The organism is Sphingobium sp. TomMM35A, from assembly GCF_054771735.1.
Map to the genome: position 1 here is coordinate 918213 of NZ_BSRC01000001.1, position 22266 is coordinate 940478.

The following is a 22266-nucleotide window of genomic DNA, read 5'->3' on the forward strand; positions in this document are numbered from 1 at the left end:
CGCTGCAGAAAATTTTGCGCCAGTGCCGGTTTCAGCCCCAATTTCCCGGCTTGCGTCCACTGCGGCGCGTCGAACGCTCGATGGCCATTATGATGCCGATGCATAGCATGACGGTCAGCATGGACGAGCCGCCATAGGACATGAAGGGCAGGGGGATGCCGACAACGGGGGCTAACCCCATCACCATCATGAGGTTGATCGCCACATAAAAGAAGATGGTCGTTGTCAGCCCCGCCGCCACCAGCCGTGCATATTTATCTTGTGTACGCAGCGATACACCGATTCCCCAGCGGAACAGCAACAGGAAGGCGCCGATCAGAAATACCCCCCCAACCAGTCCCCATTCCTCAGCCATGGTGGCGAAAACGAAGTCGGTATGTCCTTCGGGAAGATAGTCGAGGTGGCTCTGGGTGCCCTTGAGGAATCCTTTGCCCCAGATACCGCCGGAGCCGATTGCGATCTTCGATTGGCTGATATGGTATCCGGCCCCCAGCGGATCGCTTTCCGGGTCCATAAAGATCAGGACCCGTTTCTGCTGATAATCATGCAGGAAGCTGAAGGCGATGGGGATGATGGCTGCGATCGCCAGTCCCGACCCGACGAACAACCGCAGCGGCAATCCGGCAAGGAACATTACAGTTACGCCACCCGCAGCAATCATCGTCGCCGTGCCAAGGTCCGGCTGCACCAGCACCAGCGCCCATGGTACACCGATCAGAACCAGCGCGGGCCATATGGCCGTCCACCGTCGAATTTCTCCCACGGGCAGCAATGCGTAAAAGCGGGCCACCGCCAGTACGATGATCGGCTTCATGAATTCCGATGGCTGCAATTGCATGAAGCCGAGGTTGATCCACCTCTGACTACCGCCCGCGACGCCGCCGATCAGTTCCACAAGCACCAGCGATATGAGAACGGCCCCATAGGCAGGGAAAGCGAACCGCGCGAAAAGTTCTAGCGGCACCCGGCTGATGACGAACGCCATTCCCGTAAAGATGACGAACCTGACGGCCTGGTTGATGGCCCAGGGCGTGATGCTGCCGCTGGCGGCGCTATAAAGTACGAGCGTTCCAAAGCCCGCGATCGCGAGCAGAATGCCCAGTACCCTCCAGGGAAATTCAGTAAGCGGCTGGGGAATGATGCTCACCGGTCTGCTTCCCTGTTCGGATCTCGCTGAGGCGGAGGGTTATCCGCAGTCTCTGACACATTGGCCGACGCAGCTGCGTTGGCGCTATTCTCCGCCTCTGAAGCATCGGCCGGCTTGGGAACGACTTCCCCCTTTTTGATCGCCTTGGCGAGACGGTAGGCCGCCATTTGACGTTCCATCCGCTCAGCGGGAGGACCGCCCCAGCCTTTCTCCAATTCTTCCAACCTGGCCATCGCCTTTGCTGGATCGAACAAATATGTCAGCACATCCTTCGCCACCGGGGCGGCAGCGCGGGAGCCGCCCATGCCATGTTCAATCACGACGGATGCCGCATAACGGGGATTGCTCGTGGGCGCGAAGCAGACGAACAGGCCATGGTCGCGATATTTCCATGCGCCGCTCTGCCCACGCTGGCTGCCCGCAATCTTGCGCACCTGCGCCGTGCCAGTCTTCCCGCCCATCTGTATTCCGGGGAGGTCCAGGCGGCTACGTCCTGCAGTGCCGTCACCGTTCACCACTTCCCACATGCCTCCCCGCACAGCGTCGAAATGTTCCTTGGGAAAAGGCATGAACGGCGCCTCGGGATAGCGGCCTTTCACCAGACGGGGCTGAATGTTGCGGCCTGACGCGATCCGCCCCGCCATGACGGCGAGCTGTAATGGATTTACGACGACGTAGCCCTGGCCGATGGATGCGTTGAGCGTGTCCGATGCGGTCCATTTCTGGTCATAGCGCCGCATCTTCCACGCGGTGTCGGGCATGGTGCCGTAACTTTGCGAACTGACAGGCAGATCGAACTTTTCACCGAACCCCATGGCATGGCCCATCCGCGCGATGACGTCGATGCCCACCCGGTTGCCCATGGTGTAGAAATAGGTGTTGCAGCTTTTGGCGAGAGCACGGTGCATATCGACCGAACCATGACGGCCGAGGCATCGGAAGAAGCGGTTGCCCAGCCGATACCCACCGGGACAATGCACCCGCTCCTTCGGGTCAATCCCGGCGCTTTGCAACGCCATCGCAACCATCGGCTTGAAGGTCGATCCCGGCGGATAAAGGGCGTTCAGCGACTTGTTGATCAGCGGATGGCGCTCGTCGCTCGACAACATGTCCCATTCATCATGGCTGATGCCGTCGGAAAAGTTGTTTGGATCATAGGAGGGCATCGACGCCATGCAGAGGATTTCTCCTGTCAGGCAATCGAGCACGATGCAGGAACCGGATTCAGCACCGAGCCTGCGCCCTGCATAATCCTGAAGCCCTGCGTCGATGGTCAGCTTCACTGCATTTCCTGGCGCGTCCGGCCGCGTCGTCAGTTCGCGCACGATCTTGCCGCGCGCCGTCACCTCGACGCGCTTGGCCCCGGGCTTCCCCGTCAGTTCAAGGTCGAACCATTTCTCCAGCCCCTCTTTGCCTACCTTGAAGCCGGGGGTAATCAGTAGGGGGTCCTTGCGCTTCTCATAGTCTTTCGCCGAGGCGGCGCCGACATAGCCCAGCAAATGCCCGACCGTTGATCCCGTGGGATAGTATCGTGAAAACCCCTGGCTAGGGGCGACGCCGGGAAGGTCGGGCAAGCGAACGCTGACAGCCGCGAACTGATCATAGGTCAGCTTTTCAGCAACCTGGACCGGCCGGAAACCGGGCGCCTTGTCCAGTTCCGTCCTGATCCGCTCTACCTCGTCCGGAGCCAGTGCCAGAAGATGAGCCAGGCTGCGCAACGTCCCTTCGGGATCAGTGACACGCTCGGGGATCAGGTCGACGCGGAAGTCCGTGCGGTTGTTAGCCAGCGCACGCCCGTTCCTGTCCAATATCCATCCGCGACGTGGAGGAATGAGCGTCAGGTTGACGCGGTTGCTTTCCGAAAGAAGATTATATTTCTCATTTTCGGCAACGCTGATCCACGCCATCCGGCCGATCAGCATCGCGCCGATCCCGGCCTGCAATCCGCCGACCACCATTGCCCGGCGGGTGAAGGTGAAGGACAGCGATGCTTCGGTAACGGTCTTCCGCTTGAGCCTGGGCAGCTTCATGCCATCACGCGCCAGCGATCGATCCGCGCGCATTGCCGCACGACGAAGGGAAAGAGCAAGATCGTCCAGAGCATTTGCGGCGCGACCAGTTCCAGCTTGATGTCTCCTCCGCCGGTTATCCGCGCAAGGAATAGCCCACCGGCGATGCAGAAGATAATCGCGGCAGCAGCGATTAACCAGTCCTGCCGGTAGCTGCGCCACACCATGCGGTGTTCCACCGCGTCGATGCCGATCAGCATCACGGTCCACAGGAACATTGCCGAACCAATGGGTTGCCCGCTCATCATGTCGTCGAACAGGCCAAGGGGCACACCGATCCAAGCGCGCCAAAGCTCTGGCCGCAGCAAGCGCCAGGACAGCAGCAGCAACAAGCCCAAGGGCGGCATGACAGGGGCTTGGGCGACAATCGGCAGGATCGTGACGGATGATCCCAGCATGACCGTGATGACCGGCGTCCCGGTCAGGCGAAAACGGGAAGGATGGCGGCCGAGCCGAGGCACATGCTGAAGATGCGGATCGATCATGGAACGCTGGCGTTGGCTGCCGTCTCTGGCTGCGCGCTGTCGGTCGAAGCAGGTTCGTTGCGTGTAACCGCTTCCTCAAATGAGCGTTCGACCACCACCGCATCGACCTTCGACGGGTTGGCCAGTGGCACTCCATAGGCGATTTCGCCCGCGATCCGAACGACCACAGCCACCGGGATATTGGGCTGATAGATGCCGCCGACGCCGGATGTGACGAGGATGTCACCGGCGTTGAAAGGATTGCGGCCAGCAGCAAGTGATCGGATCTCGACAGTCCCGTCGCCTAGTCCCGTCGAGATGGCCGGAACACTGTCGGTCGCGCGGCGAACCGGCACGATGTTGCTGCTGTCGGTCAGCAGCAGGACTTCGGCGGTGTTGGGGGTGACACTGTGAATGCGGCCGACAAGGCCTTCCGAAGCACGGACCGGCATGCCAGTCCGGACGCCCTGCCAGCGCCCCGCATTCAATCGCGCAAAACGGCGGGCGCTGGATGAAGAGGAGGAAATGAGCCGAGCCGTCAGCAGGTCGCTATGATCCTCGTCGACCAGCTTCAACAGCCGCTTGAGGCGCTGATTTTCCTGCGCGACCGCCTTTGCCTCGATGATGCGGTTACGGTCAGCCTCCACCTGGCGGCGAAGTGCGATATTCTGCGACCCTGCGCGCCAATATGCGGTCAGCACATCGTCCAGCGAACTTGCGCCACTCACCATGTTGCGCAGGCCAAGCGACGCAGGGCGCGAAAGTTCTGCGGTAGCCGCACGGATCGCGGCGAACCCGGTGGGATCGAAAATCGCCACAGCGACCAGCAGTAAGCCGACAGCCGCACCCGTTATCGCCACAACATAGCTGGCAAACAGGCTGTACTGCGCCTTGCGGTTATGGCCGGGACGTCGGCTGGATGGCCGCGCCATGCAGTGGTCCCCCTGACCTTAAGCGGTCTGCAGCACGCCTCGGAAGATCGGATCCTCCATCGCGCGGCCAGTACCGATGGCGACGCAGGTCAGCGGATCCTCGGCGATCGTGACGGGCAGCCCGGTCTCGTCGCGCAGTTCATCGTCCAGCCCCTTCAGCAGCGCACCGCCGCCGGTCAGCACGATACCCTGGTCGACAATGTCCGCCGCCAGCTCCGGCGCGGTATTTTCCAGGGCGATCCGGACACCTTCGACGATGGTGCTGATGGGTTCCGCCAAAGCATCGGCGATCTGACCCTGATTGATCGAGATTTCCTTCGGCACGCCGTTCACCAGGTCACGGCCCTTGATATGGATGGTTTCCCCCACGCCGTCTTCGGGGGGCTGGGCCACGCCGAACTGCTTCTTGATGCGTTCGGCGGTCGCTTCGCCGATGAGGAGGTTGTGGTGGCGGCGCACGAAAGAAACGATCGCTTCGTCCATCTTGTCCCCGCCGACGCGAACCGAGGTGGTGTAAGCAAGGCCGCGCAGCGACAGCACTGCGACTTCAGTGGTGCCGCCACCGATGTCCACGACCATCGAACCGATCGGCTCGGTCACGGGCATGTCGGCGCCGATCGCCGCTGCCATCGGTTCTTCGATCAGGAACACCTGAGAAGCACCCGCATTGCTGGCCGCGTCGCGAATCGCGCGGCGTTCGACACTGGTGGAGCCCGACGGAACGCAGATCACGATCTCGGGAAAGCGCCAAGGACGCGACTTGCCGCCATGCACCTTCGTGATGAAGTGCTTGATCATCTGCTCGGCGACATCGATGTCCGCGATAACGCCGTCGCGCAGCGGTCGGATCGCCTCAATCGAATCGGGCGTCTTGCCCATCATCAGCTTGGCGTCGTCGCCCACGGCCTTGACCCGTTTCACGCCGTTCAGCGTCTCCACCGCCACTACCGATGGCTCATTCAACACGATCCCGCGGCCCCGCACATAGACGACGGTATTCGCCGTGCCGAGATCGATAGCCATATCCTGGGAGGAGAGTTTGAAAAGTCGCGAAAAGATCGACATGCTTGTTCCTGTTCAGCCCGCCCGTCCCGGCGACGCGAACCGGGGCGTTCGGAGGTCCCTGCCACGTTCCGCCGTCCCTGTCATCATTCCCTGTGATGAGGCAAAATTTTCGGGGGCAACGGCTCGCGGAAAGCGCTCGCTTGGGCTAGTCACTAATCAATGTCAATACGCCGCCTGCCCGAACATCTGGTCAATCGTATCGCTGCCGGTGAAGTGGTCGAAAGACCCGCCAGCGCACTCAAGGAAGTCATTGAAAACGCACTGGATGCTAAATCAACCCGCATTTCCATCAGGTTGAGCGGCGGCGGGCTCGACCGGATCGAAGTGAGTGACGACGGCTGCGGCATGGCCGCGCACGAAATCGCGCTGGCGCTGGAGCGGCATGCGACGTCGAAGCTGCCGGACGACGCGATCGAGAATGTGTCCACCCTGGGCTTCCGTGGTGAAGCGCTCCCATCGATCGCCAGCGTTGCGCGCTTGTCGATCGACAGCAGGCCCAAGGGGCAGGATGGCTGGAACCGCACGGTCGACAATGGCGTGCTGCTGTCCGAAGGCCCTGCTGCCTTGCCGCCGGGCACGCGGATCACCGTGGAACAGCTGTTCGCAAGGGTGCCCGCTCGCCGCAAATTCCTGCGTTCTGCCAAGGCGGAATATGCAGCCTGCCTTGATGTCGTGCGAAGGCTCGCAATGGCGCACCCTTCGGTCGCCTTCACGCTGGAGCATGACGGCCGCCGGGCGATCGCCGTTCAGGGGGGAGAGGCGCGGGAGGATCGCGTCGCTGCCCTCACCGACCGGGCGCTCGCGGAAAACCATGTCATCGTCTCGCTGGAACGTGAAGGCGTGCGCCTGTCGGGGGTAGCGTCGCTGCCGACCTATAATCGCGGCGTCGGCGATCATCAGTTCCTGTTCGTCAACGGCCGCCCTGTTCGCGACCGATTGCTGATCGGTGCGGTGCGTGGCGCTTATGCCGACATGCTCGCGCGGGACAGGCACCCGGTGGTGGCCCTGTTCCTGGACGTTCCGCCGCTGGAGGTGGACGTCAACGTCCACCCGGCGAAGACGGAAGTGCGTTTTCGGGACCCTGCGATGATCCGGGGCATGATCGTGTCCGGCGTCCGTCGCGCGCTCGACGCAGAGGGCTTCCGATCCGTGCAGCAGGCCGATCCGGCGAGCCTTTCCGCCTGGAAAACCGAGCCGGTTACGCCCACGCCGATCAGCGCGCTTCCCATCTTCGAAGCTGGCTCGCTAAACTATGCGCCGCCAGCCGCCACATTCGCTGATCGTCGCCCCTCCTTCACCGCGCCCCCGCCACAGGCGCGCGCCGAGCCCGCCGCCGCACCCGCGCCGGAAGGGACCAGCTTCCCGCTCGGCGTCGCGCGCGGACAGGTGGCGCGCACCTATATCGTCGCGGAGGCGGAGGATGGGCTGGTGATCGTCGATCAGCATGCCGCCCACGAGCGCCTGACGCTCGAACGCATGCGCCGCGCCATGGAAGGGCAGGGCGTCGCCGCGCAGGCGCTGCTGCTGCCCGAAGTGGTCGAACTGGATGAGCCCGCTTGCGATCGCCTGGAAACGCGCGTCGATGAGTTGCGCGACTTCGGCCTTGAGCTGGAGCGGTTCGGCCCCTCCGCCATGCTTGTGCGCGCGGTGCCCGCGATGCTCGGCCAAGGGGACGTGCAGGGGATCGTCACCGACCTCGCTGACGATCTCGCTGCTTACGACGAAACGCTATCCCTGAAGGAGCGGCTCGATCTGGTCGCGGCAACGATGGCGTGCCACGGCTCGGTCCGCGCGGGCCGGGTGCTGAGCGTGGCGGAAATGAACGCGCTGCTGCGTGAGATGGAGATCACGCCACGCAGCGGCCAGTGCAATCACGGTCGTCCGACCTGGGTAAAGCTTGGCCATGGAGACATAGAAAAGCTGTTCGGAAGGAAATGACGATGCGCCTGATCGCTTGCCTCGCTGCCCTGAGCCTTTCCGCGCCCGCACTTGCCGCCGACCCATGCCTTGACGCGCCGCTGCCCCCTGAACCCTGGACTAGTTGGAACCAGAGCGGAACGGAGTCCGCCGCAGGCGAAGCGGCTTCTGCGCCACGCCTTATCTTGGGCAAGCCTGTTGTGGCGACGCTGCGCCCTTCGCCTCAAGTTCAATATGCGGTCAAACCTGACCATCAGGCACTCAAAAGCTATGGCGGCCTCTTCAGCCTGGCCGTCAAGACACCGGCACGGATAGGGATAGGCCTTTCCGGTCCCGCCTGGGTCGATATCGTCTTCGGGAATAGCCCTATCGCGTCCACCGCGCACAGTCATGGCCCGGGATGTTCGGGGATCCGGAAGATCGTCTGGTTCGACCTGACGCCAGGCTTGCATCTCATTCAACTGTCGGGTGCGGCATCCAGCCAAGTCCGCATCATGGCTGCGGACGCGCGCGCCAATCAGCCGCTGCCGCCAGTCCAGGACCGATAAAGATTTTCCGCGTCAGTTCGGACGGGTGCGGAACATCGTGATCGGCATCATCGTCAATACCGGCTCATCCCGCTGGTTCAGCACAGTGACCCTGCTCTTGACGATGCCCATCTCCGGTCTGCTCCGGGACGCCTTCTTTTCTACGACCTCGGATGTGCCCCTCAGCGTATCGCCAGGCCTCACCGGCCGCAGCCATCGCAGTTCATCGATGCCCATGGCGCCCAGGCTCGCATCCTGATGCCCGGCGGCCTGCATCTTCGCGACGAACATCTTCATGAACAGCGCAGTTGTGTGCCAGCCGCTCGCCGACAGGCTCCCGAAATGCGTCCCTGCGGCCGCTTCATCCGACAGGTGGAAAGGCTGGGCATCGAATTCTGCGGCAAAGGCCATGATTTCGTCGCGGCTGACACTTACCGGACCGAAATCCAGCCTGTCGCCGATTTCCAAATCCTCGAAATAGACACTCTTGCTCACCGGCCGGCACCCTCTTGTTGCAGATGGTCTAAGTCCGCCTTACGCTTACGTCAATGTTGGGACGGTGCAATCCATTGACGCAACGTCCGCCACGCCTCTGCCTTCTTGTCTCTGGAAAGCATGGCATAGGCGCCGCTGCTGGATGGCAAATCGATCATCGTCAACTCCGTGGCAGTACCGATCTGACGTCGGCCCTGCACTGACGCTGTCTTGCCGTTGAACGCGATCGCCCGCAGCGCAGGCAGCCGCGCGATAAAGCCCCTCAAATCCCGAAACTCCGCACCCCGGATAGCGCTGTCGAGACTGCCTTCGCGGTCCGCACTCTCGATCACGTCCCACAGGCCGACGTCCCGCGTGCGCAATCGCTTCAGCCGCATGGCATAGGGCAGGGCGCGCAGATCATCACCCAGCACATCGCTCATCAGCGACCAGAAAGCGTTCCCGCGATGAGCATAATATTCACCCTGCCTGATAGAGGCATCGCCCGGCAGGCTGCCAAGGATCAGCAGTGTCGTGCGTTCGTCCACGCTGGGCGGAAAGGCGGCCTTGCGCTGGGCCGGGGTCTGGCCGGGCGGCAGCGTCACGACGTCAGACGTTGAAGCGGAACAGCATGATGTCTCCGTCCTGGGTTACATAATCCTTGCCTTCGGACCGCCACTTGCCCGCTTCCTTGGCTCCAGCCTCGCCATTGAACTGGACATAGTCGGCATAGGCCATGGTTTCGGCGCGGATGAAGCCCTTTTCAAAGTCGGTATGGATCGCGCCGGCCGCCTGTGGTGCCTTTGATCCCTTTGCGACCGTCCAGGCGCGCGCTTCCTTCGGACCAACGGTGAAGAAGGTGATGAGGCCCAGCAGTTCATAACCCGCGCGGATAATGCGGGCGAGGCCTGCTTCGGTCAGGCCCAGAGCTTCCAGATATTCGGCACGCTCTTCAACCGGCATGGTGATAAGTTCGGCTTCGATCGCAGCGGATACGATCACTGCCTTCGCGCCTTCGGCCGCTGCCTTTTCGAACACGCGAGCGGAGTGCGCATTACCCTCTGCAGCTGCCTCTTCCTCGACATTGCAGACATAAAGAACGGGCTTGGCGGTCAGCAACTGGGCTTGCTGGAAAATGCGAGCTTCCTCGTCATCGCCGGGCTGCGTCAGCCGCGCGGGCTTGCCGTCGCGCAGCAGGTCCAGCGCCTTGCCCAATACCGACGCCGCCGCCTTGGCTTCCTTGTCTCCCTGCGCCGCCTTCTTGGCGAAGTTCGGGACACGCTTTTCCAGGCTTTCCAGGTCAGCCAGCATCAACTCGGTCTCGACCGTCTCCGCATCGGCGATGGGATCGACCTTGCCCTCGACGTGGGTGATGTCGCCATCTTCAAAACAGCGCAGGACGTGGACGATGGCGTCGGTTTCGCGGATGTTGGCGAGAAACTGATTGCCAAGTCCTTCACCCTTCGACGCGCCTCGCACCAGGCCTGCAATGTCAACGAAGGACAGCTGCGTTTCGATGATCTTGGCGCTGCCGCCGATCTTGGCGATGGTCTGCAGCCGGTCGTCGGGTACGGCCACGCGGCCTTCATTGGGCTCGATCGTGCAGAAGGGATAGTTCGCCGCCTGCGCAGCCTGCGTTTCGGTCAGCGCATTGAAAAGGGTGGACTTGCCTACATTGGGAAGCCCGACAATACCGCAACGAAAACCCATGGACCTGCCTTCACGTCAAAATGATGGCCGGGCCGATAGCCTGTTCCGCGTCCGAAGGCCAGCCTGTGCTCAGCGCCGGAAGAAGAGCGTTACTGATGCGACGTGGTTCATGCGCTCGTTCCCGCCCCGCTGGTTGATCAGCTGATTGAGATAGCCGATCTCGGCGGTGGATTTGCCCATCAGCTTGACCTCCCCCCCAACGAAGCTGCGCAACTGGTCGAAGCCCGCCCGTTGCCCCCAATTCGTGCTGTTGAGCGCCGCGAATCCTTCCGCGTAGACCAGTGCACTGACCGCCTGGCTGCCGGGCTTCAGCGGCTTTTCATAACGGAGCATTTCCCGCAGCCGCCATCCCATGCCGCTGCCGTCCGAACGCCAGCGTTGCTCCAGCCGCGTTCGGGACGAAAATTCGCCACCCCCCGGCTTGCCGATCGTCCAGCTGATCTGCTGGAAGCTGCGCTCTTCATTGACGTCGCGCCCGCCCTGCGACGGCAGGACGATGTGCCCGTAACCCTGATAGATTGACAACTCGGGCGACAGCTTCCAGCCCACCGCGCCGCGGAGGATGGTCTGGTCGGCTTGCGACGCGCCATTGCCGAAGCGGGGCTGAACTTCGGCGAAATAGATGAGCTTTCCGCTCACTGGCCCCATCGCTGTCAGGTTGAGCCAGACCTGTTCATCTTCGGCCGTCTTCGCATGTGCAGCAGCGCCGGGCAAAAGGGTCGAGGCACTCAAGAGAGCGCCGAAAAAATGAACAGCAGGACGAGGTCGGAACATGGGGCGTCCCTAGTCTCTCGCCCTTGCCATCCGATTTCCCTCCGGTGACTTTTTATGTCTGTCAGGTAATCACGCTCGGCTGCTCCATGCCGGTGAAGCCGGTGATATCCGCGATTTCCTGCGCCGCGCGTACCAGTGGCGCCAGCGCGTCTGCGGTTTCCATGTCGAGCTTGCCGTGGCGGTCCACATAGCGCTCGATATAGACGCGCAGTGTCGCGCCTTCGGTGCCAGTGCCCGACAGCCGGAATACGACGCGCGATCCATCCTCGAACAGGATGCGAATGCCCTGGTTCCTGCTGACCGACTGATCGGTCGGATCGCTATAGGCGAAATCATCCGCGCTCTGCACCGTGCCGCCGCTGTTCGCCGTGCCGGGGAGGGCAGTCAGCCTGTCGCGAAGTGCAGCCATCAGTGCGTCCGCACGATCCTTGGCGATGGCTTCATAATCGTGCCGCGCATAATAGTTGCGGCCGTAAGTCGCCCAATGCGTCTGCATGATCTCCGCCACGCTTTGCCTGCGCGACGCCAGGATGTTGAGCCACAGCAGCACCGCCCAGATGCCGTCCTTCTCGCGTACATGGTCGGAGCCCGTCCCCGCGCTTTCCTCGCCGCAGATCGTCGCCATGCCCGCATCCAGCAAGTTGCCGAAGAATTTCCATCCTGTCGGGGTTTCATACAGCGGAATGCCCAGCCTTTCCGCAACGCGATCCGCCGCGCCGCTGGTCGGCATCGATCGCGCAATGCCCTTGAGGCCCTTTGCGTAGCCGGGCGCGAGATGGGCATTCGCAGCCAGCACCGCTAGCGAGTCCGAAGGCGTCACATAACAATTGCGGCCGATGATCAGGTTCCTGTCCCCATCGCCATCCGATGCTGCGCCGAAGTCGGGCGCGGCGTCACCCATCATGCGGTCATAGAGTTCTTTTGCATGGACGAGGTTGGGGTCGGGATGGTGATGGCCGAAGTCGGGAAGGGGTGTGCCGTTGCGCACGGTTCCCGATTGCGCGCCCAAACGCCGCTCGAAAATCTCTTTCGCGTACGGGCCGGTGACCGCGCTCATCGCGTCGAAGGAGAGGGTGAAGCCTTCGGCAATCATCTCGCGAATGGCCGGGAAGTCGAACAGTTGCTCCATCAGGTCGGCATAGGCGGCGACCGGATCGACGATCTCGACCGTCATCCCGGCCAGTTCACGCGTTCCCAGCGTGTCTATGTCGATGTCGCCGGCATCGACGATGCGATAGCTGTCGATCGAGAGCGTCCGCGCGTGGATGGCGTCAGTCACTTTCTCCGGCGCGGGGCCGCCATTACCTACATTATATTTGATGCCAAAATCCTCGTCCGGCCCGCCTGGATTATGGCTGGCCGAAAGCACAAGGCCACCGAATGCACCTGAGGAGCGGATGAGGTGCGATGCCGCGGGCGTGGACAATATGCCGCCTTGGCCGACGAGCACTCGACCGAAGCCATTGGCGGCCGCCATCTTGAGCACGACCTGGATGACCTCGCGGTTGAAGTATCGTCCGTCACCACCGACGACCAACGTCTGGCCTTCGAAGCCGGAGAGGCTGTCGAACACCGACTGCACGAAATTGGCTGCATAATGCGGCTGTTGAAAAACGCGGACCTTCTTGCGCAAGCCGGACGTGCCCGGCTTCTGGTCATTGAAAGGCTTGATGGCGACGATCTGGATCACCTGTATCCTCTTGAGAAGTGGAAGGTCAGGTATCCTCTATGGCGCTTGGATGCTGCGTTGCGCAATGCGTCGCCCAGATTTCACCGTGCGGGCAGGGCGGCGGGCCGTGGACTCATAACTTTCCCCGCAGTCTCTGCTGATCAGTCCGCGAGCCTTAGCGCAACCTCATTCATGAAGCGGGCGTCATCGCCCTTCGCCAGCCACTCTGCCTCCGCGCCGATCGCTCCCAGCATATCGGCCAGTGCGTCCATCTCGCTCTTGTGATAATTGCCCAGCACATAGCCATGCACCCGGTCCTTGTGCCCCGGATGGCCAATGCCGATCCGCACGCGCCGGAAATCCGCGCCGATGTGCGCGTCCGTCGACCGCAGGCCATTATGCCCAGCATTGCCACCGCCGCGCTTCACCTTCACCTTCATCGGCGCGAGGTCCAGCTCGTCGTGGAAGACGGTCACATCCTGCGGCGTCAGTTTGTAGAAGCGCATGGCCTCCCCGACTGAACGGCCGCTTTCGTTCATGAAGGTGGCGGGCTTCAGCAGGACGATCTTCTCTGTTCCGATGCGGCCTTCCTGCACCCAGCCATGAAACTGCTTTTTGGGTGGGGAGAAGCGATACATGTCGGCAATGACGTCAGCCGCCATGAAGCCGACATTGTGCCGGTGCATCGCATATTGGGTGCCCGGATTGCCGAGGCCTGCCCAGATCTGCATCCGTATCTCCCAGCCTGTATAACAACAAAGCCCCGTTCGCTCTGAGCTTGTCCAAGGGCTCGCCTGAACGAAATGAAGGCATTCTTCGCTTCGTTCAGTTGAGGCTTCGGCTTCGCTCAGCCCGAACGGGGCTGCTTTAGTCGTAACGGAAGAAGGCTTATTCGCCTTCCGCCGGAGTCTCGTTGTCACCCTCGGCGCTCTTCAGGGCAGACGGAGCAACGATGGTCGCGACGGTGAAGTCGGTTTCATCATGCGCAGCCTTGGCGCCACGGGGCAGCTTCACAGCGCCGATGTGGATCGATTCACCGACGTCGAGACCCTTGAGGTCCACGACTACGTCGTCGGGGATTTCGGCCGCATCGACAATCAGTTCGATGTCATGCGCGACGATGTTGAGAACGCCGCCCTTCTTGAGGCCAGGCGAAGCGTCTTCATTTTCGAAGCGCACCGGCACGTTGACGTGGACGGTGGCATGTTCCGAAACGCGCAGGAAGTCGGCGTGCAGCGGACGGTCGGTCACGGGATGGAAAGCGACGTCCTTGGCAAGGGTACGAACCTTGTTGCCGCCGACTTCCACAAAAACGACCGAATTGAAGAAGTGGCCGGTGCCGAGCAGCTTGTTGAGGAGCTTTTCCTCGACGTGGATCGATTGGGGTTCTTCGTTGTTACCATAGATGACGGCGGGTACGCGGCCCTCACGGCGGAGAGCGCGGGAGGCTCCCTTGCCTGCCCGATCGCGTGCCTCGGCCGACAGCGTAAGCTGCTCGCTCATTGCGTGTCTCCAAAAGCTGATATGTCAAAACCTCCCGCAACGCCTCCAGGGATGACCATCACGGGAAGGCGGCCCTGTAGCAGAAAAGCGGGCAATGGCAAGGGCGCGGCGTTATTGCACCCGTGTCATCCTGTATCCGCGCTCTTCCAGCAAGCTGATGAGATTGTCCCGCCCGGTCAGATGTCCGGTGCCGACCGCTATGAACGGCCGGCCCCTCAATTGGGCGATCGCAACGCTCCAGTCCCGGTTGCGCGCGACGAGCACGGCTTGCTCAACAGCTGGATCGGGCCGCTCTCCAGCTTGATCCTCGCGCGCAATCGCGGCCATGTCGCCCTTCAGCCAAGCATGCAGGATCCGCTCGTAAAGCGCCTTCATGTCCTCCGCTTCCGCCACCGTTTGCGTCAGAAGTCGCCGCTGCGATGCTTCCGGCAAGCTATCGAATGCACCGAACTGCCGCGCGACCGTTTCCAGTCCGTTGATCGGCTTGCCCGCATCCCGGAACGCCTCGATCAACACGGTCTCCACCCCTGAGCTGGCGCTTAGATGGAGGGATTGCTGTGCCGCCGCCGACAAGAGCATGGCCGCCGCCCAGCTTTCATAGCCCGACAGCAGCCGCAAATCGGCCCCGTCATCATCAGCGACCCGCCGCAATTCGGCCTGCTCGGACGCAGGCACCCGGGCCTCCAGAGGCGGCAGATCGGGACTGCGACCCATCTTCTCGAACAAGGCCCTGGTTCGCTGCGGGTCCTGTATCTCGGCGGATTCAAGCACCAGCCGGTCGGCATCCCCGATCGCGCGTTCTATGTCACCGGTCCGCCAATCGACACCGCGAGGCAACACATGGATCGTGCCGAACAACCAGCCATTCAGCCCATGCCCCTGCACCCGCCACAGCGCAGGCCCGCCTTCAACCGGCGGCGAGCCCTGCTCCCGTCCGCAAGCCGCCACGAGCAGCAGCGCGCATAAACCCAGCCATCGCAGCCAGCTCACTCAGCAACCCTGACCGAAGCCACGCCCAAATCCTTGAGCTGGTCCTGCACGCTGCCCTTGCCCGCCAGATGCCCGGCGCCCACGGCAATGAATGCGGTTCCGGGCCGCGCAAGCCGCTCCTTGATCCATTTGGCCCAATTGCCATTCCGCTGGATCAGCAGCACCTGCGCCAGCTCCGGCGTGGCCTCCAGCGATTCATTCATCTCCGCCGCCAACTTGGCGGGATCGCCGTCCTGCCAATGCGCGATCAGTCGGGAAAATTCCTTTTCCATCTCCGGCAACCCGTCGACTGTAGCGGTCAGGAACTTGACCTGACTGTCCATCGGCAGTCCGGCGAAATAGCCAAGCTGCTGTTCTATCGTCTCCAGCGCGCCGACTTTCTTGCCCGCGGCCTTCGCTGCGGCGGTCAGCGTCTTCTCGGCGCCCAGATCGGCTTCGTAGCCCAGCTTCTCAAGCGGCTTCACCGCCAGCGCCATCCCGGCCATCCAGGGATTGAATGGCTCGAACATCTGCCAGGGCAAGCCGTTCGCCGCCATCGCTGCCTGATATTTCCCGCGCATAGCCGGGGCGAGCCTATCCGACAGCTTCACGCCGTCGCGCGCCAGACCCTTGTGCGCCATGGCGGCGGCCATCGCTTGGGGATCTTCCGGCTCGACAATCTCCAAAATCAGCTCGTCAGAGCCGTCGAATGCCCGCTTCACGCCGCCCTTGAACCACTCCGTCCCTGGTTTCAGTACATGGACAGTGCCGAACAGATAGATGGTCGTGTCCTCGTCCCGCACCTGCCACAGCGCAGGCGTTACATAGCCGGACTTCGCAATCGGCGGGCGCGCCGTGGCTTGCTGCTCCTGCGCGCAGCCACTCAACATCAACAGGCCCGCAGCGATCAGGCGGGAAAGTGACCATCTCATGTTGCGCGTCGATCCATCATCATCAGCAAACTTCGCATCCATGCGGGGCAGGGGGGATTTGGGCAAGCGGATTAGTGCCTGCCAAGCCGCTTTTCCTTGACCCTAAAGCCCTCCTGCGCCAAGGCGCGCGCGATCAAACCGTCATTTTCGCAAGGGACCGTCCGTGGCGACAGGCAAGCCGCTTTCCTTTCAGGACCTGATCCTCACCCTGCATGCCTATTGGGGCCGCCAGGGCTGCGTGATCCTGCAACCCTATGACATGGAAGTCGGCGCGGGCACCTTTCACCCTGCCACCACCTTGCGCAGCCTCGGTCCGGACGCCTGGAACGCCGCCTATGTGCAGCCCAGCCGCCGCCCAACCGATGGCCGCTATGGCGAAAATCCCAATCGCCTCCAGCATTATTACCAATATCAGGTCATCATGAAGCCGTCGCCGGCGAACCTTCAGGAGCTTTATCTGGGCTCGCTGGTGGAGATCGGCATCGATCCGCTCGTCCACGACATCCGCTTTGTCGAGGACGATTGGGAAAGCCCGACGCTCGGCGCGTGGGGCTTGGGCTGGGAAGTCTGGTGCGACGGCATGGAAGTCACCCAGTTCACCTATTTCCAGCAGATGGGCGGCTTCGATTGCAAGCCTGTCGCGGGCGAACTCACCTACGGCCTCGAACGCCTCGCCATGTATATTCAGGGCGTGGACAGCGTTTATGACCTGAAGTTCAACGATGCGGGCGTTACCTATGGCGACGTCTTCCTCGCCAATGAACAACAGATGTCGAAATGGAATTTCGAGATCGCCGACACCGAAAAGCTGTTCCGCTGGTTCAAGGATGCCGAAGCCGAGTGCAAGGCGTCGCTGGAGGCGGGCGTCCCGCTCGCCGCCTATGATCAGGCGATCAAGGCAAGCCATGTCTTCAACCTGCTCCAGGCGCGCGGCGTCATCTCCGTCCAGGAACGCGCCAGCTACATCGGCCGCGTCCGCGACCTCGCCAAGGGTTCGTGTGAGAAATGGATGGAAGTGAACGGGTGGGCCGCATGATGCAGATGTGCTTTTTCGTCATCCCAGCGAACGTTGGAATCTCGTGCCCCAATCAATCCACCATCCTGCCTGAGGCCCCAGCCTCCACTGGGCCTGCGGAGAAAACCGCATGACCGATTTCCTCCTCGAACTCCGCTGCGAAGAAATCCCGGCCCGGATGCAGATCAAGGCATCGGAAGACCTCGCCCGCCTCTTCACCGATGAGTTGGCAAAAGCTGGCCTGAAGCCGGAATCCATCGACAGCTTCGTCACCCCCCGCCGCCTCGCCCTGATCGCGCGCAACCTGCCCCTTGAGACAGCGGCCGTCAGCGAGGAGTTCAAAGGCCCCCGCACCAGCGCTCCCGCGCAGGCGCTGAAAGGCTTCCTCCGCAAGACCAACCTCACCCAGGACCAGCTTGAGGACCGCGACGGCGTCTGGTTCGCGACCGTCAACAAGCCCGGCCGCGCGACGGCGGAAGTGCTGGCGCAAGCCGTGCCCACCATCGTCCGTGCTTTCCCCTGGCCCAAATCCATGCGTTGGGGCACCGCTTCGCAGACGACGGAGAGCCTGCGCTGGGTCCGTCCGCTGCAAGGTATCGTCGCCATCCTCGGCGAGGATTTGGTCGACATTGAGATCGAAGGCATCAGGTCGAGCTACGCCACGCTTGGCCATCGCTTCCATCATCCCGGCGAAATCACCATCGGCGGCGCGCATGACTATGTCGAAAAACTGCGCGCCTGCCATGTGATCGTCAGCCATCAGGAACGCCAATCGATCATCGAGGCAAAGGCCAACGAAGCCGCCGCCGCGAAGGGATATACAGTGATCGAGGACAAGGGCCTCGTCGCTGAAAATGCCGGGCTAACCGAATGGCCTGTCCCGCTGCTAGGCGATTTCGACCCGGCGTTCCTTGATGTCCCGCCTGAGGTCATTCAGCTAACCCTCCGGATAAACCAGAAATATTTCGTCCTGCGCGACGGTGCGGGCAAGCTTGCTCCGGCTTTCATCTGCACCGCCAATATCGAGGCCAAGGATGGCGGCGAAGCAATTATCGCGGGCAACCGCAAGGTTCTTGCCGCGCGCCTGTCCGACGCCCGCTTCTTCTGGGAACAGGACCGCAAGACTAGCCTCGAAGATCACGCCAAAAAGCTCGAACGCATCACCTTCCACGAAAAGCTCGGCACCGTAGCCGACAAGGTGGACCGCGTAGCCAAACTCGCCCGCTGGCTGGTAGAAGAAGGCATCGTGACGTCTTCCCCCCTCCCGCAAGCGGGAGGGGCCGGGGGTGGGCAAGCGCCAACGATCGAACAACTCGCAAACCTCGCCGAACAAGCCGCCCGACTCGCCAAGGCCGACCTCGTGACCGAAATGGTCGGAGAGTTCCCCGAACTCCAGGGCATCATGGGCGGCTACTACGCCCGCGCCGAAGGTCTGCCCGATGCCGTGGCCGATGCGATCCGCGATCACTACAAGCCGGTTGGGCAGGGTGACGATGTTCCGACCGCGCCTGTCACTATCGCTGTGTCGCTGGCCGACAAACTGGATACACTGCGCTCTTTCTTCGGCATCGAGGAAAAGCCAACTGGCTCGCGCGATCCGTTTGCACTACGCCGGGCGGCGCTGGGCGTTATCCAGATCGTGACCACCAACAACCTGCGCTTTGCTGTTGCGGAAGGTGACCTCCTCGACTTCTTCGCCGACCGCCTCAAGGTCCAGCAAAAGGAAGCAGGCGTCCGCCACGACCTGATCGACGCCGTGTTCGCGCTCGGCGGCGAGGACGACCTCGTCCGCCTGCTTGCCCGCGTGAAGGCGCTCCAATCCTTCGTCGCGACCGATGACGGCACCAACCTCCTCGCCGGATACAAGCGCGCCGCCAACATCCTGAAGAAGGAAGAACCCACTCGCTCCGTCATGCCAGCGGAAGCTGGCATCTCAGGCGGGTCGAGCGAAGCTGAGGCCCCAGCTTCCGCTGGGGTGACGCCGTTAACCTACACCCCCGAACCCGCTGAAGCCGAACTCATCGCTGCCCTCGACGCCGCCGAGCCGCGCGCAAGCGCCGCCATCCAGGCCGAGGACTTCGAAGGCGCCATGGCCGCGCTCGCCAGCCTACGAGCACCGATCGATGCATTCTTCGACAAGGTCACAGTGAACGACGCCGACCCAGCCAAACGCTTGGCGCGTCTCGCGCTGCTCGCGCGGGTGCGGGACGCTGTGCACGCTGTTGCTGATTTCTCGAAAATTGCAGGGTAATTCGTAAGAACCGGGCCGCGAAGCGTCGGAAAGAATAGAGAAGGCCAAGGATCATCGTAAAAGCGGGTGCGTTCACCGCCCCGCCTGTTGTAGAAATGTTGCTGCAACGCACAAATACACGGCAATCAGTGCAGGGAGAGCCGGGACTATGTTGAAAATGGAAGAGGCCAGCATGAGCACGACCGCGACGCGTTATGTCTATCGTTTCGGCGGCGGCGTCGATGATGGCGGCAAGGGTGACAAGAATCTCCTAGGCGGCAAGGGCGCCAATCTCGACGGCATGGCCGCCATCGGCCTGCCTGTGCCTCCCGGCTTCACGATCACGACCGAAATGTGCACCCGCTATTATCAGGATGGCGGCATGTTCCCGGAGAGCCTGAAGGCGGAAGTCGCGAACGGCATCGCCCATATTGAGGGGGTCACGGGCAAGAAGTTCGGTGACGCGGCCGACCCGCTGCTCGTCTCCGTCCGCTCCGGCGCGCGCATTTCCATGCCCGGCATGATGGACACGGTCCTCAACCTCGGTCTCAACGATGAAACCGTCCTCGGCCTTGCCGCCGCGTCGGGTGACGAGCGTTTCGCCTGGGACAGCTATCGCCGTTTCATCCAGATGTACTCTGACGTGGTGCTGGAACTCGACCATGGCGCGTTCGAGGAAGCCCTTGAGATCGCCAAGGAAGATCAGGGCTACACGCTCGACACGGAAATGACCGCCGACGATTGGAAGGCGCTCGTCGCTGAATATAAGGGCCTTGTTTCAAAGCTCTGGAACAAGCCCTTTCCGCAGGATGTGAACGACCAGCTGTGGGGCGCGATCAGCGCCGTGTTCGGCAGTTGGCAGGCCGACCGAGCGAAGGTGTATCGCCGCCTGAACTCGATCCCCCATGACTGGGGCACCGCCGTCAACGTGCAGGCGATGGTCTTCGGCAATATGGGTGATACATCGGCCACCGGCGTCGCCTTCACCCGCGACCCAGCCACCGGCGAGAACGCCTATTATGGCGAGTACCTCATCAACGCGCAGGGCGAAGACGTCGTCGCGGGCATTCGCACACCGCAATATCTCACACGCCAGGCGCGCGAGCGGGCAGGGGCCAAGCCGCTGTCGATGGAAGAGGCGATGCCGGAAACCTATGCCGAACTGGCGCGGGTGTTTCAGATCCTCGAAACCCATTATCGCGACATGCAGGACATCGAGTTCACGGTGCAGCAGGGCAAGCTCTGGATGCTCCAGACCCGCTCAGGCAAGCGCACCGCCAAGGCCGCGCTCAAGATCGCCGTCGATATGGCGACCGAAGGCCTGATCAGCGAGGAAGAAGCCGTCGCCCGCGTCGATCCCGCTGCGCTCGACCAGCTTCTCCACCCCACGCTCGATCCCAAGGCGCCGCGTGATGTGCTGACCAAAGGCCTGCCCGCCTCGCCGGGCGCCGCATCGGGCGCGATCGTATTCGACGCCGACACCGCCGAGCGCCGCAACGAGCTTGGCGATTCCGTCATTCTCGTCCGCGTCGAAACCAGCCCCGAAGACATTCACGGTATGCACGCGGCCAAGGGCATCCTGACCGCGCGTGGCGGCATGACGTCACACGCGGCGGTGGTGGCGCGCGGCATGGGCCGTCCCTGTGTGTCCGGCGCTGGTAGCCTGTCGATCGACAACGCCGCCAAGACGCTGCGCATCGAAGGGCGCACGCTCAAAGAAGGCGACATCCTCACCATCGACGGTTCGACTGGCGAGGTGATGGCGGGTGACGTGCCGACGGTGCAGCCCGAACTGGCTGGCGACTTCGGCACGCTGATGGGCTGGGCCGACAAGGTCCGCCGCCTGAAGGTTCGCGCCAATGCCGAAACCCCGCTCGACTGCCAGACCGCGCGTGATTTCGGCGCGGAGGGCGTCGGCCTCTGCCGTACCGAACATATGTTCTTCGACGCCGCCCGCATCACTGCGGTCCGCGAAATGATCCTCGCCGATACGGAGAAGGGCCGCCGCGCCGCGCTCGAAAAGCTGCTGCCCGAGCAGCGGGACGATTTCGCGCAGATCTTCATGGTGATGGCCGGTCTGCCCGTCACCATCCGTCTGCTCGACCCGCCGCTGCACGAATTCCTGCCTCATGGCGAGGCGGAGTTCGAGGAAGTGGCCAAGGCTGCGGGCGTCGGCGTTGACGCGCTCAAGCGCCGCGCCGCCGAACTGCACGAGTTCAACCCGATGCTCGGCCATCGCGGTTGCCGCCTCGGCGTCACTTATCCCGAAATCTACGAGATGCAGGCCCGGGCTATCTTCGAAGCCGCGCTTCTCATCAAGCAGCGCAGCGGCGAAGCACCGATCCCGGAAATCATGATCCCGCTTGTCGCGACAAGGAAGGAACTGGAGCTGATGAAGGCGATCGTTGATCGCGTCGCCAGTGAAGTCTTCGCGGAGCAGGGCGCCTCGGTCGAATATCTTGTCGGCACCATGATCGAACTGCCGCGCGCTGCGCTGAAGGCTGGCGAGATTGCGGAGGTTGGCGAGTTCTTCTCCTTCGGCACCAATGACCTCACGCAAACGACGATCGGCATCAGCCGTGACGACGCGGGCCGCTTCCTGACGCAATATGTCGACAAGGGCATCTTCGCCCGCGATCCATTCGTCAGCATCGATGTGGAGGGCGTAGGCCAACTGATCGAGTTGGCGGCCGAGCGTGGTCGCGCGACCCGTCCGGGGATCAAGCTCGGCATCTGCGGTGAACATGGCGGCGATCCCGCCTCGATCGCCTTCTGCGAGGCTACCGGCCTCGACTATGTTTCGGCCTCACCTTACCGCGTCCCGATCGCCCGGCTCGCCGCTGCGCAGGCCGCGCTGGCGAAGAAGTAG

The 22266-nt window shown here is 62.5% G+C and carries 19 protein-coding genes; 5 read left to right on the forward strand and 14 right to left on the reverse strand.

Annotation, left to right across the window (positions count from 1 at the left end):
* Positions 1–31 precede the first annotated feature (31 nt).
* Genes rodA through ACYU8T_RS04615 form a run of 5 tightly spaced genes read right to left on the reverse strand, consistent with a single transcriptional unit; the run spans position 32 to position 5677 of the window.
* Entirely contained in the window at positions 32–1147 is a 1116-nt protein-coding gene (gene rodA / locus ACYU8T_RS04595) for a rod shape-determining protein RodA (RefSeq protein WP_461158653.1), read from the reverse strand.
* Positions 1144–3177, reverse strand: coding sequence for a penicillin-binding protein 2 (mrdA, locus tag ACYU8T_RS04600; protein WP_461158654.1), 2034 nt, complete (start codon positions 3175–3177; stop codon positions 1144–1146). The genes rodA and mrdA overlap by 4 nt, the downstream gene beginning before the upstream one ends.
* Positions 3174–3701 (reverse strand): rod shape-determining protein MreD, encoded by a 528-nt coding sequence (mreD, locus tag ACYU8T_RS04605; protein ID WP_461158655.1) that lies wholly within the window; start codon positions 3699–3701, stop codon positions 3174–3176. Before mreD ends, mrdA begins: the two co-directional genes overlap by 4 nt.
* Entirely contained in the window at positions 3698–4612 is a 915-nt protein-coding gene (gene mreC / locus ACYU8T_RS04610; RefSeq protein WP_461158656.1) for a rod shape-determining protein MreC, read from the reverse strand. The genes mreD and mreC overlap by 4 nt, the downstream gene beginning before the upstream one ends.
* A gap of 18 nt (positions 4613–4630) precedes the next feature.
* Positions 4631–5677, reverse strand: a complete 1047-nt coding sequence (locus ACYU8T_RS04615) for a rod shape-determining protein (RefSeq protein ID WP_007685698.1) — start codon at positions 5675–5677, stop codon at positions 4631–4633.
* Positions 5678–5836: 159 nt separating this feature from the next.
* On the opposite strand from ACYU8T_RS04615, the gene mutL reads away from it, so the two are divergent.
* Positions 5837–7615 (forward strand): DNA mismatch repair endonuclease MutL, encoded by a 1779-nt coding sequence (gene mutL, locus ACYU8T_RS04620; RefSeq protein ID WP_461158657.1) that lies wholly within the window; start codon positions 5837–5839, stop codon positions 7613–7615.
* A 2-nt stretch (positions 7616–7617) separates the two neighbouring features.
* Positions 7618–8142 carry a hypothetical protein gene (locus tag ACYU8T_RS04625; protein ID WP_461158658.1) on the forward strand — a complete coding sequence of 175 codons (525 nt, stop codon included), beginning with the start codon at positions 7618–7620 and terminating at the stop codon, positions 8140–8142.
* 12 nt (positions 8143–8154) lie between these two features.
* Here the strand turns inward: ACYU8T_RS04625 and ACYU8T_RS04630 are convergent, their stop codons facing one another.
* The 9 genes from ACYU8T_RS04630 to ACYU8T_RS04670 all read right to left on the reverse strand — a co-directional run bounded on the left by ACYU8T_RS04630 (position 8155) and on the right by ACYU8T_RS04670 (position 16152).
* Complete coding sequence (locus ACYU8T_RS04630) at positions 8155–8616, reverse strand: MaoC family dehydratase (RefSeq protein WP_201514261.1); 462 nt, start codon at positions 8614–8616, stop codon at positions 8155–8157.
* A 50-nt stretch (positions 8617–8666) separates the two neighbouring features.
* On the reverse strand, positions 8667–9200 hold the full coding sequence (locus tag ACYU8T_RS04635; protein ID WP_461158659.1) for a DNA-deoxyinosine glycosylase: 534 nt from the start codon (positions 9198–9200) through the stop codon (positions 8667–8669).
* Positions 9201–9204: 4 nt separating this feature from the next.
* Complete coding sequence (ychF, locus tag ACYU8T_RS04640) at positions 9205–10305, reverse strand: redox-regulated ATPase YchF (protein WP_097091467.1); 1101 nt, start codon at positions 10303–10305, stop codon at positions 9205–9207.
* A 69-nt stretch (positions 10306–10374) separates the two neighbouring features.
* Positions 10375–11079, reverse strand: coding sequence for a DUF2490 domain-containing protein (locus ACYU8T_RS04645; RefSeq protein WP_461158660.1), 705 nt, complete (start codon positions 11077–11079; stop codon positions 10375–10377).
* A gap of 61 nt (positions 11080–11140) precedes the next feature.
* Positions 11141–12769: an alpha-D-glucose phosphate-specific phosphoglucomutase gene (locus ACYU8T_RS04650; RefSeq protein ID WP_461158661.1), complete on the reverse strand. Its 1629-nt coding sequence runs from the start codon at positions 12767–12769 to the stop codon at positions 11141–11143.
* 140 nt (positions 12770–12909) lie between these two features.
* Complete coding sequence (gene pth, locus ACYU8T_RS04655; RefSeq protein ID WP_097091470.1) at positions 12910–13479, reverse strand: aminoacyl-tRNA hydrolase; 570 nt, start codon at positions 13477–13479, stop codon at positions 12910–12912.
* A gap of 157 nt (positions 13480–13636) precedes the next feature.
* The gene (locus ACYU8T_RS04660; protein WP_097091471.1) at positions 13637–14251 is read right to left on the reverse strand and encodes a 50S ribosomal protein L25/general stress protein Ctc; all 615 of its coding nucleotides are present in this window, start codon (positions 14249–14251) and stop codon (positions 13637–13639) included.
* A 111-nt stretch (positions 14252–14362) separates the two neighbouring features.
* Positions 14363–15241, reverse strand: a complete 879-nt coding sequence (locus tag ACYU8T_RS04665) for a TraB/GumN family protein (protein ID WP_461158662.1) — start codon at positions 15239–15241, stop codon at positions 14363–14365.
* The gene (locus ACYU8T_RS04670; protein ID WP_461158663.1) at positions 15238–16152 is read right to left on the reverse strand and encodes a TraB/GumN family protein; all 915 of its coding nucleotides are present in this window, start codon (positions 16150–16152) and stop codon (positions 15238–15240) included. The genes ACYU8T_RS04665 and ACYU8T_RS04670 overlap by 4 nt, the downstream gene beginning before the upstream one ends.
* A 163-nt stretch (positions 16153–16315) precedes the next feature.
* Between ACYU8T_RS04670 and ACYU8T_RS04675 the strand changes: the two genes are divergently transcribed.
* From ACYU8T_RS04675 to ppdK, 3 genes are all read left to right on the forward strand, one after another.
* Positions 16316–17188, forward strand: a complete 873-nt coding sequence (locus ACYU8T_RS04675) for a glycine--tRNA ligase subunit alpha (RefSeq protein WP_097091473.1) — start codon at positions 16316–16318, stop codon at positions 17186–17188.
* Positions 17189–17297: 109 nt separating this feature from the next.
* Positions 17298–19418 (forward strand): glycine--tRNA ligase subunit beta, encoded by a 2121-nt coding sequence (gene glyS, locus ACYU8T_RS04680; protein ID WP_461158664.1) that lies wholly within the window; start codon positions 17298–17300, stop codon positions 19416–19418.
* A gap of 148 nt (positions 19419–19566) precedes the next feature.
* Entirely contained in the window at positions 19567–22266 is a 2700-nt protein-coding gene (gene ppdK / locus ACYU8T_RS04685; protein WP_461158665.1) for a pyruvate, phosphate dikinase, read from the forward strand.